Below are 15,501 nucleotides of genomic sequence, written 5' to 3' on the forward strand. Positions count from 1 at the left end.
TTTACAAATATAAAATTGACTTTTGACTGAAATTTCATACTTTACAAACCTCTTTTCACTATATTGTATAGTTTTATGACTATAAGACATGGCAAATATTGTTAAAAATGTCTAAAAATTGAAATCTTAACAACTTTTTATTTGTCTATTTTTTATAATCCATGGTATACTGCCTTTGCACGGAGGGTGCGCATTGGAGACGCACGCTGCACAGAGTCTACACAAGCGAACCAGGGAGTACTATGAATAAAGCATTGGGAAGGCAGCTGAAGAAATACCGCATATTCTACCTCATGTTCCTTCCTGTAGCCGTGTACTTCATCATATTCTCCTACTATCCATTCCTTCGCGGCCTTATCATGAGTTTCCAGGAGAACAGACTTTTGGGTAATCGGCCGTTTGCCGGCCTGGCCAACTACAAGTTTGTGCTCAAGGACTCCAACTTCCTTTCTGCGGTGACAAATTCATTGATCATCGGCATATGGGACATGGTGCTGTACTTCTTCTTCTCCCTGGGTTTCGCACTCATTCTCAATGAGCTGGTTCAGCGGACAGTCAAGCAGACCATCCAAACCATCGCCTACATACCCTATCTTTTCAGCTGGGCGGTCATCGGAGGCATCTGGGTCCTGATCTTCGACCTGCAGGGCTTGGTCAACCAATTCCTCTCCATAATATTCGGGACCGAACCCATTTTCTTTCTCGCAAACCCCGCCTTTGCCCGACCCCTGATCATCGCCATGGGGATATGGCGCTCGATGGGATACTTTGCACTGCTCTTCACCGTGGCGATCATGAATATCGAAGGGCAGCTCTATGAAGCTGCACGCATCGACGGTGCCTCGCGTTTGATGCAAATCCGCAAGATCATCCTCCCCTCCCTGATTCCCACCATGAAAACAATCATCGTTTTGCTCTCGATCGGGGTGCTCACCCACTTCGATGAGATTTACGTCATGGTCAATCCTGCCAATCGCAGACTGATCAGCACACTGCTTCTCTTTGTATATGAAACCGGCATCCTCAACTTCCAAACCGGAACTGCATCGGCAGGGGCGACCCTGGTGATGGCAGGCACCCTCTTGATCACCGGCCTGATGAGAAAATTCATCGGGTACGACAAGGAGTAGGCGATGAAGAATCGACTCAGCAAGAAAGACAATCTACCCCTTGCCATGAGGGTGCTGAACATCCTGGTGCTGGTCCTTGTGGTGGTCCTGATGGGACTTCCCATGCTCAACGTCCTGGCAGTTTCGCTCTCCACCCAGGCAAAGAGTGATTCTCCAGGCCTGGTGTTGCTTCCCACCCCGCCCACCTTCGAGGGATATACTTTCATCTGGAAACATACAAACCTTCCCCGCCCCTTCTTCAACACCGTCTATGTTTCGGTGGTGGGAACGGTCCTGCATGTGCTGATGGCCTCCCTTGCCGGCTATATTCTCTGCCAAAACAAGTTGCCGTTTCGCAAGGCCATGACAACATTCATCCTGCTCACCATGACCGTCCCCTATGAGCTTACCATGATCGGCATCTATGCGGTGAACCGGGACCTCGGTCTAACCAATACGTATGCAGGGCTCATCCTCAACGGCATGGTCAGCGGATTCAGTGTCTTTCTGATGCGCAACTACTTCCAGGCCATCCCCCTCTCGCTTGCCGAGTCGGCACGCATAGACGGCGCAGGTGAGTGGAGGATTTTCTCCTCCATCTATCTGCGCCTTTCGGTTTCGGGATTGATGACCATAGGAACACTCGAGTTGATCAGGCGGTGGAACAACATCACCATGACCATCACCCTCATCAGTGACATGAAGAAATGGACGTTGCCGGTTGTGCTGCGCTACATCCTGTTCGACCAGACATCCACGTCGGGAACCAGCTACATTTTCGCCAATGCAAAAATGGCTGCGGTGGTCATGACCGCCCTTCCCTTGGTCGTCCTGTACTTTTTCACCCAGTCATTCTTCTCAAGCGGAATTATGATCGGGTCGGTGAAGGAATAAGACTCTTCGCCAGCGAAGAGACAAAGACTATTACGTACCATGAATCCAAAAGGAGGATGCATATGAAACGTACTCGCGTATTGGTAATTCTGGTGGTGCTGCTGACCATCAGCCTCACGCTGTTCGCCCAAGGTCAGGTTGACAAAGGCGCGGTGGAAGTCAAGGTGCTGGCCGGAGTAACCGGCGGAAAGGATGACGCGGAGAACAAACTGTTCGAAGAGGCCATGGAGAAGGCGACCGGCCTGAACATCACCTGGGAGAAGGTCCCCTCGGGATACGACCAGGTGTTGATGCAGAAGCTCGGAGCCGGCGAGCAGTATGACCTGATCTACCTCAACCAGTTCCAGATGTACACCCTGGGCAAACAAGGGGCGTTGATGGACCTGACCGACAGGATTGCCGCATCAAAAGTCTATGCAGAGAACGTAGACAAGTCTGAACTTGAGAAAATCCAGTTCAACGGCAAGTACTATGCCGGCTTCAACAAGCTCGAGGTATTCCCGCTGGTCAATGTCAACAAGGCCATCACCGACAAGGTCGGCATCGATTTGAGCAAGCTTTCCACGTTGGATGACTACTACCAGATGCTGAAAAAAGTGAAGACCTACATGGAACAGACCGAGGGACGCAAGCCCTACTATCCGTTCTTCACCTACATGCCGGACATCTGGGACCTGCAGCCGTGGTTCAGCTCGGTCGGTCTCAGACGTGGTGTCTTTATCGATGCGAACGGCAAGAAATTCGCCCCGTATGTCGATCCGAAAGCCAAGGTCGTCTGGGAATGGCTTGCAAAGCTCTATCGTGAAGGCTTGATGGATCCCACTTCCTTCACCGGCAAGACCGGAGACATGCGCAGCAAGATGTGGCAGAGCCAGGACATCGTCATGGACGTCGACTGGGCTGCATGGACAGGGCTTTACAACAACAACGCACGAACTGCAGGCACCTATCCCGCAAAGGTCAACGTTGTCGGACTTCCCGGCACCAAGGGCCCAAGCGGCAAGTACATGCTCGAGCAGGGCGGAGCCTCGCTGTGGGCGATTCCCGCCAATGCCAAGAATCCCGATGAAGCATTCAAGATCATCGAGTACATGGCAACCAAGGAAGGAGCCCTGTTGCTTTCCGCAGGTATCGAAGGCCATGACTACAATCTCAAGAATGGCAAGATCGAGTACACTGAAGTCGGCAAGGCCCACGCCAAGGACCACGGGGCTCCATTCCCGATTTCCAAGCTTTTCGACCTTTCCGTCTTGGGCGAGATGAACCCCGGAGTGTTGGAATCGGTTGCAATCGGCAAGCGCGCAGACGTCGAGGTTGCTCCCATGGGATATGCCAACGGAGAGCTGGACGCCCGCAAGTACTATGATATCATGTCCAAGTGGATGACCGAATGCGTGATGGGAAAAATCACCGCAGAGGCAGCCATGAAGGGTGCTGAGAACGAGCTGAGAACCAACAAGCTCATCGACTGACGATACAGCTGTATCAGGATCGGGCGCAGCATCTGCTGCGCCCTTCTTGCAGGAAACGATATGGAAGAAATCCGCTTGAGCAGGACCTATACCCGTGAGGAGCAGAAAAAGTACCTCCGCATTCCCTTCCAGGTAGGACAAGATGTCCAACGCATTGAGATAACCTATGCCTATGAACGGCATCAGGTACGGCAAACCGCCTATGGACAGGAGAAGAAGGAGATCAACATCATCGACCTGGGGCTGTTCGATGAGCGGGGGCAGCTGTGCGGCTGGTCGGGCTCGGAGCGGCTTTCAATCGTAGTGAGTGAACAAACCAGCACTCCAGGGTACCGAAGACTTCCGATCAGAAGCGGAACCTGGCAGGTTGCTTTGGGAATCTACAAGGTTCAGTCCAGCGTAGAGGTTCAGCTGTGCATCCGCCTGTTTCCCAAAGAGAGGCGTTGGCTGAAAGGCGATCTGCACATGCATACCCTCAACAGTGACGGCATCTATACTACAGAGGAGGTCATCAGCTACGCCAAGCATGCCAAGCTGGATTTCATCGCCTTGACCGACCACAACAACACCGAGCAGAACAGGGAGATAGGCAATCCAGAGGGTATTACCGTTATTGCGGGGATGGAATACACCAACTACGGCGGGCACGCAAACTTCTTCTTTACCGATGAGGGAATCTTTACCGCCGATCCGCTCTCCAATACCAAGGAAGAGATGCAAGCTGTCGTGAGCGAAGCAAAAAAGAGGGGTGCCATCGTTTCGCTGAATCATATCTGCGACACATCCTGCCCTTGGGTGCTCGGCTTCGATATTCCCTACGACCTGATTGAAGTCTGGAACGGCTTCCCCAAGCCTTCAGACATGGAGGCGATTGCCTGGTGGCACCAAAAGTTGGTGGAGGGCAGGCATGTGGCAGCCGTTGGAGGTTCCGATACCCATCGAATCGAGCAGGGTCGCAGCCATGGGACCCCCACCACGTATGTATATGCACGCTCATCCGGTCGCAAGGATATCCTTGATGCCTTGGTGGAAGGACGGTCGTTCATCACAGCCTCATCGGACGGTGCCCGGCTGGATCTGCACCTCGGCCCTTCAAGCTTGGGAGAGTGTGCGGTATGGAATGAACAGCTTGAGGGGGAGGCATCTGTAGACAAGGCAAAGCAGGGTGATCGCTTGGTGCTTATCAGCGACATGGGCATCGAGGCGACCTGGACCATAGCACATGAGGGCCGGCTAGCCTTTCCATTCAAGGTGCAGAAACGACGTTTTTACCGCATTGAACTTTATCGGAACCTGCTGGGTATACAGCTGCTTGCAGCCCTTACAAACCCTGTCTACTTGCGTTGAGCAGTAGAATCCCGCTGAACAAAGGTGAACGGCAGGGCTATGCTCACCGGCAGGCCGTTCTTGCTGGTGATCAGAGAATGCAACAGAGCTACCGCCATCTGCCCCATTTCAACGAGCGGCTGACAGATGGTGGTCAAGCGGGGGACGGAGAACGAGGAGAGCTCGATATTGTCAAAACCGACGACCGAAACATCGCCGGGGACACTGAGGTTGTGGTCGGCAAGACCTCGAATCGAGCCGAGAGCCAGCTCATCGGTGATGGCAAACAGTGCAGTAAAGGTGGTATTTGAATCCAGCAGCCGGCTCAATGCCTTGGCTCCCCCTTCCATGTTGTACACATCGGCAAAAGCAACCTTGCTTGCATCATAGGGGATTCCCGCTTGCTCAAGCGCCTTGCGGTACCCCTCCAACCGTTGGGATGAGAAGCTGTATTTGGTCCCGCCGATGCAGGCGATATCGCGATGGCCGAGCTTGATCAGGTAGCTGACCGCCTGCAACGCAGCTTCATCTTCGCTGATATGGATCGAGGTGGCCTTCCACCCATCCCTCTCGAAGGTGGCAAGTACGGTGGGAATCTTGTTCTCCTCCAAGTAGTTCTGGAACTCAGGCAGCGCCACTTCATGCAAGATGATGATGCCGTCCAGACGGTCCGCCTTCAGGCGCTTGAGGCATGCCAGTTCCCCTTCCTCGTCGGTGGAGGCAAAATAGAAGCTGGTATGGTAGCCGAACTGTTCCAGATGGTGTTCCACAATGCTGAACAGCTGACGTTGGAACATGTTGAACATGCCCGGCATGACGATGCCTACGGTAGAGGTATGCTTGCTGACCATATCGCGGGCGGCACGATTGGGGACATAGCCGGTCTGCTTGATCGCAGAGAGGATACGCTCGCGCTTGTCGGCCTTGACGTTATCCTGATGGTTGAGCACCCGGGAGACGGTGGAAACAGAGACCCCTGCCAATTTCGCTATGTCCTTGATACTTATCATATTCACATCCCTATGCTGAGAACGTTGTCACAAATGCATCATGCCACCTGTGCAATTGCTTTGTCAAATGGATTCACCCAGGCGAAATTTCTTTACAAACATGTGCGATGTTGTATACTCAAAGAAACTGGTAACGTTTTCATAAAGTAAGAAGAGAGGAGAACCTTTCATGGATACAATCGTAAGAATCGGTATTATCGGAGCCGGGCGAATCGGCAAGCTGCATGCAGAGAATATCACAAAATTCGTGAAGTCGGTCGAGGTGGTGGGCATCAGCGACGTCTTGATGAATGAGCAGATGGAAGCCTGGGCAAAGGGCCTGGGAATCCGGGTTGTAACCAAGGATGCGATGGATTTGATCAAGCACCCCGACATCGATGCCATCATGGTATGCAGTTCCACTGCAACCCATGCCGACTTCACCATCGCAGCCGCAAAGGAAGGCAAGCATATCTTCTGCGAGAAGCCGATTGACTTGTCGGTGAAAAAGGGCTTGGAAGCCATCAAGGCAGCCAAGGCTCACAACGTCAAGCTGCAGCTTGGCTTCAACCGCCGCTTCGACCACAACTTCCGTCAGGTCAGGGAACTGACCAAGGCCGGCAAAGTCGGAGATGTACACATTGTGAAGATCACCAGCCGCGACCCGGCTCCACCGACGGCAGCATATGCAGCAGTTTCGGGCGGTATTTTCCTCGATATGATGATTCATGACTTCGATATGGCCCGCTATCAGGCCGGCAGCGAAATTGTCAGCGTCCATGCGACCGGAGCAGTCTTGGTCGATCCGGAGATCGGCAAGGCCGGGGATGTAGACACCGCCATTGTCACTCTCACCTTCGCCAACGGGGCGATCGGGGTTATCGACAACTCCCGCAAGGCAGTCTACGGCTATGACCAGCGCCTTGAGGTGTTCGGCTCCAAAGGCTGTGCAAAGGCTGAGAACGACACCCCGTCGACCGTCACACTCGCCACCAGTGAGCATGTCGCCTCCGACAAACCCCTCTACTTCTTCCTGGAGCGGTACAAGGACGCTTTTGTGGATGAGGTTGTCTCCTTCGCCCAGGCCATTGTCGAGAATACCGACGTGTTGGTCAGCGGTGAGGATGGGCTTGAGGATATGGTTGCCGCCCTTGCTGCCGGCAAGAGCCTGAAGGAAGGCCGACCGGTGACCATTGCTGAGATGAAGAAAGAGCTCGGGCTCTAAGGAGAGGCGCATGGCAACGATTAGACTGACTATGGCGCAAGCCCTGCTGCGCTTTCTGGACAACCAATACCTTTGGTTCGACGGGGAGGAGACTAAATTCGTCGAAGGTGTCTTTGGCATCTTCGGCCACGGTTGCGTGGTAGGCATCGGGGAGGCTCTGGCTGATGAGAATAACAAGCTGCCCTTCTATCAAGCAAAGAACGAACAAGGAGCGGTCCATGCAGCCACGGCGTTCGCCAAGGAGCACAACCGGAGAAAAATCATGGCGGTGACCAGCTCCATCGGTCCCGGGGCACTGAACATGGTCGTGGGTGCCGGTACGGCTACCGCAAACCACATTCCAGTGCTCCTGCTGCCCGGGGATGTCTTTGCCTGCCGCCAGCCCGACCCCGTATTGCAACAAATAGAGATTCCGACCGATTACTCCAATACTGCCAACGACGCATTCCGTTCGGTATCACGGTACTGGGACCGGGTCAACCGTCCCGAACAGCTGATGAGCGCCATGCTCAATGCAATGAGAGTGCTCACCGATCCTGCCGAGACCGGAGCCGTCACCATCGCCCTCCCCCAGGATGTGCAGGGCATGGCCTACGACTACCCCGCCGAGTTCTTTGCCAAGCGGGTGCACTATGTTGAACGAAGAATCCCAACCCAATTCCAGCTCGACCGACTCGCCAACCTGATTGCCAAGGCAGAAAAGCCCTTGGTCATCTGCGGCGGCGGTGTGCGATACAGCGAAGCCGGGGATGCCTTGGCAGCTTTCTGTGAACGGTATGCAATTCCGTTCGCCGAAACCCAGGCCGGCAAAGGAACAGTCCTTTGGGACAATCCCTACAACCTTTCGGGCATCGGGACCACCGGCAGCCAGGCGGCAAACCGCTTGGCCAAGCAGAGTGACCTGATCATCGGCATCGGCACTCGTTTCGGTGACTTCACCACCTGTTCGAAATGGCTTTTCCAGAACCCTGCATGCAAGTTTGTCTCAATCAATATCGCCCCCTTCGATGCCTACAAGCTCAACAGCCTTCCCATCGTTGCAGATGCCAAGCTCACCTTGGAATCTTTGGTTTCCTTACCCCAGCTGGCCGGCTACAAGAGCCGTTGGGGCAAGACGATTGAAACCGAAAGAACGCTATGGAACCAGGAAGTCGACCGGCTCTATCAGGAAGTTGTTCCCTCCTCGCTCTCCCAGGTACGGGTGCTTGGTGAACTCAACGACCGACTGCTTCCTCCCTCGGCCATCGTGGTTTCAGGCTCCGGTTCGATTCCCAGCGACATGCAAAGGGTATGGAGAACCCGGGTACGGGGAACCTATCACATGGAGTATGCATTCTCCTGCATGGGGTATGAGGTGGCAGCGGCTCTCGGAACCAAAATCGCCCATCCGCAGCAGGAGGTGGTGACCATCATCGGCGACGGTGCCTACACCATGCTCCATACAGAACTGCTTACCTCCATCCAGGAAGGCAGGAAGATCATCGTGGTGGTGTTGGACAATGCTGGGTTCCACTGCATCGACAACCTGCAGAACAGCCAAGGCATCGTCCATTACGGCAATGAGTGGAGACGGCGCGAGGATGAGACGGGTCGATTGACCGGCGCCCCCCTCTCCGTCGACTACGCCCTCAATGCGCAGAGCTGGGGTGCGGTAGGTCTGAAGGCCGATACCATCGAGGAGTTGGAACAAGCTGTGAAACAGGCTCTGCAGGAGAAGGTCTCGACGTTGATCCACTGCCATGTAGCCCCGAAATCCATGACCAAGGGGTACGAATCCTGGTGGCGGGTGGGTACTGCAGAAGTTTCAAACAACCCCAAGGTGGTTGAAGCCTGGACCGAATTGCAATCCGAGATTGCAAAGACACGACAATTCTAAAAGGAACACAGTATGAGCAAAGAAACCATAAAACTTGCAATCGCACCGATTGGATGGACCAATGACGATCTACCCCAACTTGGAGGCGATATCACCTTTGAACAGTGCATCAGTGAGATGGCCCTCGCCGGATTTACCGGCAGTGAAGTGGGCAATAAATACCCCAAGGACACCGAAGTGCTCAAGAAGGCACTGAAGCTCAGAGGTCTTCAAATCTGCAATGCCTGGTTCAGCACGTATCTGACCACCCAAAGCTATGATCAAGTGGAGAAGGCGTTTGTGCAGCACTGCACATTCCTCAAGACCATGGGAGCGACCATCGTAGGTGTTGCCGAGCAGGGCAACTCCATCCAAGGCCGACAGGACCTACCGGTGTTCGATGCGAAGCCGGTCAACACCGAGGCAGAGTGGAAGCTTTTGATCGAGGGGTTGAACAAGCTCGGCAGGAAAGCCAAGGAGATGGGAATGCAGCTCACCTACCATCACCATATGGGAACCGGGGTGCAGACCAGCGGCGAAATCGACCGCCTGATGGAGCAGACCGATCCTGCTCTGGTGGGCTTGCTCTACGACAGCGGTCACCTGGTCTTCAGCGGCGAGGACCCGATGGCGGTTCTGCAGAAGTGGATGGAACGAATCCGTCACGTACACCTCAAGGACGTGCGCGCGGACAAGCGTGAGATGGCTATTTCGCAAAAATGGTCATTCCTCAAGGGAGTCCTGGAGGGTGTATTCACCGTCCCCGGTGATGGATGCATCGACTTCAAACCGATTCTCGATGCGCTGATCAAGGCCGGCTATCAAGGTTGGTGGGTGGTTGAAGCCGAGCAGGATCCTGCAAAAGCCAACCCCCTTGAGTATGCAATGAAGGCACGGGCCTATATCCGAAATACTGCTGGAATCTAAGGAGAAACAACATGAACAAAATCAAGGTCGGCGTAGCCGGATACGGAGTAATTGGACAGCGTCTTGCTGATGGAGTCGCCCTGCAGGGTGATATGGAACTGGTCGGGGTTGCCGATGTGGCGCCAACGCTCAGCGTACGGGCCCTCAAGGAAAAAGGCATGCCCTACAAGTTCTTCAGTGCCGCACCGGACAATACTGCAGCCCTTGAGGCGGTCGGGATTCCCATCAGCGGTACGCTTGAGGACCTGGTGAAACAGGTTGACATCATGCTCGACGCAACCAGTGCCGGTGTCGGATTGAAGAACAAGGAAATCTACAAGAAGTACGGCAAGAAGGCCATTTTCCAAGGCGGGGAGAAGAACGCAATCGCCGATGTCTTCTTCCACGGCTATGCCAACTACGAACAGGGCTTGGGTATCGACTACTTGAAGCTCACCAGCTGCAATACCACCGGTCTCATTCGTGCAGTGGATTGCATCGACCGCGAAGTTGGTGTCGAAAAAGTAGCCATTACCATCATCCGCCGCGTAGCCGACCCCGGTGATTACCACCGCGGCCTGACCAACGCCCTGCAAATCGACAAGGCTCCCAGCCACCAGGCCGTCGACTTGATGACCATCATGCCCCATGTCCAGGCTACCGGCATCCTCGTGCACACCCCGGTAACCCATGGGCATATCATCACCGTGGTCATGACGCCCAAAAAGGACATCTCGGTTGACCAAGCCATCGCAATCTTCGAGAAGCACCCAAGAATTCGGGTGGTCTCCATCGACGAAGGCTTCTTGGGCAATGCAAGCCTCTTTCGGTATGCCCGCGACCTCGGCAATCCCCGCGGGGACATGTATGAGATCGCCCTGTGGAAGGACTCGGTGGTAAAGAGCGGCAGGGACTTGATGTTCGCCATCAACATCCCCCAGGAGTCGGTGGTGATCCCTGAGAACATCGATGCCATACGCGCTGCCATGCAAATGCAAAAGGACCGCAAGAGCGGGACCGAGGCAACCAACACCTATTTGGGGATTGGAACATGGAAGAAGTAACAAAGGTTCGCATGAGAAGCCTCGATGATCTTGATCTCAAGGGAAAATTCGTACTGTTCCGCCCTGACATCAACAGCCCCATCGATCAGGCAACCAAGAAAATTGTCAACACCAACCGCCTTGAGAAAGCAGAGCCCACCCTCACGCATTTGCTTGAGGGAGGGGCCAAGGTGGCCATCATCGCCCACCAAGGCGATAGCTTGGACTACCAGAACCTGATCAGCCTTAGCGAACATGCCTCCATCCTCACCCGTTTGACCGGCAAAACGGTCTCATACCTTGACGATGTCTGCGGCCCGGCGGCAATCGAGACGGTCAAGGCGTTGAAGGAAGGAGAGGCTGTGCTTTTGGGAAACCTTCGGTATCTGAGTGAAGAGATAACAGCCTTCGAGAAGGAAGTGAAGCTGACACCCCAAGAGATGCAACGCACCTGGCTGGTGCGTTCCCTCGCCCCCCTCTTTGACCTCTATGTCAACGACGCCTTTGCCGCCGCCCATCGAAGCAGCCCTTCCATGGTTGCATTCCAGGAAGTGCTGCCTACCGCAGGCGGCAGGCAGCTGGTGGCCGAATACACCGCCCTCTCCAATGTGGCATCTCATCCCATCCACCCCTGCGTCTTTGTATTGGGTGGCGGGAAGATCAGCGATGCCTTTGGCATGATGAAGCATGTGCTGGCAAACAACACCGCAGACAAAATCCTTTGCGGCGGCATCACGGCCTTGGTCATGCTGCTTGCACAGGACAAGGAACTTGGGCAGAAAACCAGGGCCTTTCTGCAAGACCGCGATCTGACACACTTCATCGACGAAGCACGGGAACTAGTCACCATGTGGCCCGACCGTTTCTTCACCCCCATCGACCTTGCATACGAAGTGGACGGCAAACGCACTGAGGCTGATGTATCGAGCATTGCGGTCAGTGCGGATTTGCAGACAAACCTGTTCCCCGATCTTGGCGAGAGGACCATCGAGCTGTACAAGGCTGAAATCGCCAAGGCGGGTTCGGTCTTTGTAAACGGACCGGCCGGCGTCTACGAGGACAGCAGGTGGGAGAAAGCAACCAAAGAGATTTGGAAGGCAATCGCATCATGCAAAGGCTACACCGTCATCGGCGGCGGCGACACCATCACAGCAGCCACCAAGTTCACCAATCTTGAGGATTACTCCTATGTCTGCACCGCAGGTGGTGCAATGGTGCGGTTCCTCTCAGGCAAGAAGCTTCCCCTCATCCAAGCAATGGAGAAGGCTTGGGAGCGGGACAAGGAGTGAACCATGCAGGTGAGCATCCCGTACAACAAGAACGAGCAGGTACTGCTGAGCATCGACGATGAACTCTTGTTCGGCATCTACGAGCCCAATGCAATTCCCTCCCTTGGCGCCCAAGAGGCATTGCTCCAAGAGCTGGGGGACACGATGGATACCTTCCTGGAAGGTGCATCAAGCGTTCTTGTAATCATCAACGATGCCACCCGCCCCACACCCACCCGTTCCATGCTCAGTGCTTTGCTGCCCTGTTTCGAGAAGGCAGGCATCAGTGATTCCAATCTGATGCTTCTGGTTGCAACCGGAGCCCACCGTCCAGTGAAGGAGGATGAGCTTGATCAACTGCTCGGCCCTTACAAAGAGCGGCTTTCACCCAGATTGGTCAGCCACGAAGCAAAGGATGAGAAGAGCCTGGCAAGAATCGGGGTGACACGCAATGGAACCCCGATCCTGCTGAACAAGCTGCTCTTTGCCTATGAACGCATCGTAGTGACCGGAAGTGTCGAACCCCACTACTTTGCAGGGTTCACCGGGGGACGGAAAGCCTTCCTCCCAGGCATAGCCGGCTACGAGACCATCGTGGCGAACCACAAACTCGCAGTCAATGATGCCGCCCGCTCCTTGGCGCTCGAAGGCAATCCGGTCCACGAGGATATGATGGATGCACTCAGTCACATCAAGGCTCCCGTTTTCTCGCTGATGACCGTCTTGGACAAGGAGCAGAACGTCGTTGCTGCAACCGGGGGAGACATCGTCGAAAGCTTTAAGAAAGCGGTGGCCATCGCAAGGCGGGTATTCTGCGTACCGATTTCCCGAAAGGCCGACATCGTGGTCTCAATCGCCAAGTTCCCGATGGATATCAATCTCTATCAGTCTCAGAAGGCCATCGACAACGGCGCTCTTGCCGTCAAGGACGGAGGCACGCTGATTCTGGTCTCTGCGTGCAGGGAAGGAATAGGAGACCAAGAGTTCGCCGACCTGCTGGGCTCCTGCAGCTCTCCTGACCAGGCCTTGCAAGCAATCGAAAAGACTTACAAGCTTGGTTATCACAAGGCAGCAAAAATGGCATCGGTCTGCAAACGCATGAAGGTCTTGGCATATACCAAATTGACCGACTGTCAGGTTGCCTCGCTTTTTCTTGAACCGGTGTCAGACCTGCAGGCAGCCTTGGATGGTGCGATTGCAGAAGCAAAAGCAAAAGGGATCGAGAAGCCTTCGATCATCCTGCTTCCCGACGGCTGCGTCACCGTACCGGCTCTGTAGTGAGCAGCTCCTTCTTCTTTACCGCCCGATACTCGTCCTCGCTCTGCAACGCCTTCGAAGGCGTTGCATCGGTATTGCGTTCGGGGTCCAGGGAACGAAGCAACTTTTCGGAACGGTGATCGCTGTTCCTGCGGAATTCAGATGGCGTCACGCTGCAGAACTTTGAAAACACCCGGTTGAATTGACTGAACGAGGAGAATCCACACTGCTCGCAGATGTCCTTTATTTTCAAAGAAGTGTAAAGAAGCATCTGCTGTGCATTCTTCACCCTGATCTGCTGCAGATAGCTTACAAAGTTCAGTCCTGTAACCCGCTTGAACTGGTGGGACAGATAAAACGAACTGACTGTGAAATAGTCAGCAACATGCTGTAATCGCAGCTCCTCGGAGAAATGGGTGTGCAGATAGCTGGTCACCTCGTAGATTTTCTGCGTGATTGAATCGGTAATCTCTTGCTTGGTATAGGTATTTGCCTTTCGATTGACGCAAAGCAACCACAACAATTCAAGAAACTTGTTGTGAATCATCAACTCATACCCGACCCTCAGCTCATTACCCAGAATGTATATGGCATTGAACAAGTCCACAATCTTCATCTGGATCTCCAAGGGGAACCTAAAGATCGGGGGTTGCTGTTCAAAGATGGTGAACAACCGCTTGAGCTGACGCTCCAAACCCGGCATCTCAAAAGGAATGCGAAAGGCCACGATGAGCCGTGCCTTAGGATTCTCACCTTTCGGATACATGGTCATATGCAGGCATGAAGGCTTGAGCAGGACCAGGTCATACCGCTGCAGGCTGAAGTACTCCCCTTCTATGATATGGCTGGCATGGTCGTCGACCAAGAAAAAGAGCTCATAGAAGTCATGGAAGTGCTGGAACTCCATATTCATGGAATCGGAACGCACCCCATAGTCAAACACATAGAACAGCGGGCTTCTGTCATTGTTGACGGTGATCGAGAAATCCTGCCTGAACAACAATCGTTTATCCCATTGTTCCATAGAATGACGATACAGGGCATTCACCCGGTTTGCAAGGGTAAATCACCCTTGCATTTCCATCAGGAACAACATTGCAAGTGCTTGTCCGTAGGGCATCGGCCTGAGCGGTATTTCCTTGTAGAAATCCTTGCTCGCCCGTCCCATCGGGGTCCCGTAGGAGACCTGCTGAACCACTCCGTTCTCGTCCACAACAGCAAGCAGTGCTTGCAAAGCCTTGTCCGAGATTGCACAGTATGATCGGTCCAGCAACCCCATGTTCATCGCCTTGAGGATTCCGTATCCGAAACCGCAGGTTGCGCTGCTCTCCAAGTAGCTGGTCGGGTCGTCCAACACGGTATGCCACATCCCGCTCTCATCCTGCAATGCAGAGAGGGCTTTGATCTGGCGCACCAAGACAGTCTTCAGGTAACGACTGACTGAGGCCGGGACATCCACCATCTCCAGCAACACTGGAATGGCAATAGTCACCCAGCAGTTGCCCCTACCCCAGAAAGCCTCGCTGAAGTGATGTTTTCCTTCAAACGTCCACCCGTGGTACCAAAGCCCGCTCTTCACATCGCATAAATACTCGATATGCAGCAAAAATTGGTAGACGGCCTCATCGATGTACTCTTGTCTTCCAAGGATCCTACCCACATTTGCAACTGCGAGGACGGTCATCATCAAGGTATCGTCCCACAACTCACCGGGATTCTCATCATCGGTGGTGCGGTGCTGGAATCCACCTTCCTCCGTCCGGTCCAGACCGCCTTCCATCACCCATTCGACCCATTCGACAGCGATATCCCTATACGCTTGCTTGTTCGTGTATTCGGCAAGAAAGGAGAGAGCAAGGATGGGAGCCATTGTATTGACGTTCTTGCCCGGCAGGCCCTGCTCGATGCGCTGGTCGTAGTACTGCGTCAGGATATCCAGATAACGCTTCTCCTTGGTCTTCTCGAACAACTTCCATAGTCCGAAGAGCCCGACCCCATGCGGCCACTCCCAAAATTGGTAGAGCTTGCGATGTGCATCATCAATTGCACCCGCCAATGTATGGGAGGCATAGTCAGGATCATCAGGTGCATAGAGCACCGGCAAAAACCCGGCAACCAACTTATTCAACGTCTCATCCACTTCTCGCATGACATCTC

At 54.0% G+C, this 15,501-nt stretch carries 13 protein-coding genes; 10 read left to right on the plus strand and 3 right to left on the minus strand.

From position 1 onward, the window contains the following. Positions 1-242 precede the first annotated feature (242 nt). The 4 genes from B3K89_RS03290 (at position 243) to B3K89_RS03305 (ending at position 4,822) form a co-directional block, all read left to right on the plus strand. Positions 243-1,130 carry an ABC transporter permease subunit gene (locus B3K89_RS03290; RefSeq protein ID WP_293893054.1) on the plus strand — a complete coding sequence of 296 codons (888 nt, stop codon included), beginning with the start codon at positions 243-245 and terminating at the stop codon, positions 1,128-1,130. A 3-nt stretch (positions 1,131-1,133) separates the two neighbouring features. After that, the gene (locus tag B3K89_RS03295; RefSeq protein ID WP_345907061.1) at positions 1,134-2,003 is read left to right on the plus strand and encodes a carbohydrate ABC transporter permease; all 870 of its coding nucleotides are present in this window, start codon (positions 1,134-1,136) and stop codon (positions 2,001-2,003) included. A gap of 62 nt (positions 2,004-2,065) precedes the next feature. Next, complete coding sequence (locus B3K89_RS03300) at positions 2,066-3,475, plus strand: ABC transporter substrate-binding protein (RefSeq protein ID WP_345907062.1); 1,410 nt, start codon at positions 2,066-2,068, stop codon at positions 3,473-3,475. 60 nt (positions 3,476-3,535) lie between these two features. Beyond that, positions 3,536-4,822, plus strand: coding sequence for a CehA/McbA family metallohydrolase (locus B3K89_RS03305; protein WP_293893063.1), 1,287 nt, complete (start codon positions 3,536-3,538; stop codon positions 4,820-4,822). Here the strand turns inward: B3K89_RS03305 and B3K89_RS03310 are convergent. Next, positions 4,810-5,811, minus strand: a complete 1,002-nt coding sequence (locus B3K89_RS03310; protein WP_293893066.1) for a LacI family DNA-binding transcriptional regulator — start codon at positions 5,809-5,811, stop codon at positions 4,810-4,812. The two genes, B3K89_RS03305 and B3K89_RS03310, sit on opposite strands and share 13 nt — an antisense overlap. Before the next feature lie 169 nt (positions 5,812-5,980). Here B3K89_RS03310 and iolG point away from each other — a divergent pair, with 169 nt between their 5' ends. The 6 genes from iolG to larA are packed head-to-tail and all read left to right on the plus strand — an operon-like array spanning position 5,981 to position 13,365. Continuing rightward, positions 5,981-7,015: an inositol 2-dehydrogenase gene (gene iolG, locus B3K89_RS03315; RefSeq protein WP_293893069.1), complete on the plus strand. Its 1,035-nt coding sequence runs from the start codon at positions 5,981-5,983 to the stop codon at positions 7,013-7,015. Between the two features lie 10 nt (positions 7,016-7,025). Beyond that, the gene (gene iolD, locus B3K89_RS03320) at positions 7,026-8,891 is read left to right on the plus strand and encodes a 3D-(3,5/4)-trihydroxycyclohexane-1,2-dione acylhydrolase (decyclizing) (protein ID WP_293893071.1); all 1,866 of its coding nucleotides are present in this window, start codon (positions 7,026-7,028) and stop codon (positions 8,889-8,891) included. Between the two features lie 12 nt (positions 8,892-8,903). Next, positions 8,904-9,797 (plus strand): myo-inosose-2 dehydratase, encoded by an 894-nt coding sequence (gene iolE, locus B3K89_RS03325; RefSeq protein ID WP_293893074.1) that lies wholly within the window; start codon positions 8,904-8,906, stop codon positions 9,795-9,797. 11 nt (positions 9,798-9,808) lie between these two features. Continuing rightward, positions 9,809-10,840 (plus strand): type II glyceraldehyde-3-phosphate dehydrogenase, encoded by a 1,032-nt coding sequence (locus tag B3K89_RS03330; protein ID WP_345907063.1) that lies wholly within the window; start codon positions 9,809-9,811, stop codon positions 10,838-10,840. After that, positions 10,828-12,108 (plus strand): phosphoglycerate kinase, encoded by a 1,281-nt coding sequence (locus B3K89_RS03335; RefSeq protein ID WP_293893077.1) that lies wholly within the window; start codon positions 10,828-10,830, stop codon positions 12,106-12,108. Before B3K89_RS03330 ends, B3K89_RS03335 begins: the two co-directional genes overlap by 13 nt. A gap of 3 nt (positions 12,109-12,111) precedes the next feature. Then, positions 12,112-13,365: a nickel-dependent lactate racemase gene (gene larA, locus B3K89_RS03340; RefSeq protein ID WP_293893080.1), complete on the plus strand. Its 1,254-nt coding sequence runs from the start codon at positions 12,112-12,114 to the stop codon at positions 13,363-13,365. On the opposite strand, the gene B3K89_RS03345 is transcribed toward larA, so the two are convergent. Together B3K89_RS03345 and B3K89_RS03350 are read right to left on the minus strand one after the other, a co-directional pair. Further along, the gene (locus tag B3K89_RS03345; RefSeq protein WP_293893081.1) at positions 13,346-14,368 is read right to left on the minus strand and encodes a helix-turn-helix domain-containing protein; all 1,023 of its coding nucleotides are present in this window, start codon (positions 14,366-14,368) and stop codon (positions 13,346-13,348) included. The genes larA and B3K89_RS03345 overlap by 20 nt on opposite strands. Before the next feature lie 42 nt (positions 14,369-14,410). After that, positions 14,411-15,493 carry a glycoside hydrolase family 88/105 protein gene (locus tag B3K89_RS03350; RefSeq protein WP_293893083.1) on the minus strand — a complete coding sequence of 361 codons (1,083 nt, stop codon included), beginning with the start codon at positions 15,491-15,493 and terminating at the stop codon, positions 14,411-14,413. Positions 15,494-15,501: the final 8 nt, after the last annotated feature.

Origin of the sequence: Sphaerochaeta sp. UBA5849, from assembly GCA_002432715.1 — a bacterium.
Lineage (GTDB): Bacteria > Spirochaetota > Spirochaetia > Sphaerochaetales > Sphaerochaetaceae > Sphaerochaeta.

Coding starts and splice junctions, on each gene's coding strand:
- B3K89_RS03335 (WP_293893077.1), top strand. CDS start 10,828: ATGGAAGAAGTAACAAAGGTTCGCATGAGAAGCCTCGATGATCTTGAT.
- B3K89_RS03305 (WP_293893063.1), top strand. CDS start 3,536: ATGGAAGAAATCCGCTTGAGCAGGACCTATACCCGTGAGGAGCAGAAA.
- B3K89_RS03310 (WP_293893066.1), bottom strand. CDS start 5,811: ATGATAAGTATCAAGGACATAGCGAAATTGGCAGGGGTCTCTGTTTCC.
- B3K89_RS03290 (WP_293893054.1), top strand. CDS start 243: ATGAATAAAGCATTGGGAAGGCAGCTGAAGAAATACCGCATATTCTAC.
- B3K89_RS03345 (WP_293893081.1), bottom strand. CDS start 14,368: ATGGAACAATGGGATAAACGATTGTTGTTCAGGCAGGATTTCTCGATC.
- iolD (WP_293893071.1), top strand. CDS start 7,026: ATGGCAACGATTAGACTGACTATGGCGCAAGCCCTGCTGCGCTTTCTG.
- B3K89_RS03330 (WP_345907063.1), top strand. CDS start 9,809: ATGAACAAAATCAAGGTCGGCGTAGCCGGATACGGAGTAATTGGACAG.
- iolE (WP_293893074.1), top strand. CDS start 8,904: ATGAGCAAAGAAACCATAAAACTTGCAATCGCACCGATTGGATGGACC.
- B3K89_RS03295 (WP_345907061.1), top strand. CDS start 1,134: ATGAAGAATCGACTCAGCAAGAAAGACAATCTACCCCTTGCCATGAGG.
- larA (WP_293893080.1), top strand. CDS start 12,112: ATGCAGGTGAGCATCCCGTACAACAAGAACGAGCAGGTACTGCTGAGC.
- B3K89_RS03350 (WP_293893083.1), bottom strand. CDS start 15,493: ATGCGAGAAGTGGATGAGACGTTGAATAAGTTGGTTGCCGGGTTTTTG.
- iolG (WP_293893069.1), top strand. CDS start 5,981: ATGGATACAATCGTAAGAATCGGTATTATCGGAGCCGGGCGAATCGGC.
- B3K89_RS03300 (WP_345907062.1), top strand. CDS start 2,066: ATGAAACGTACTCGCGTATTGGTAATTCTGGTGGTGCTGCTGACCATC.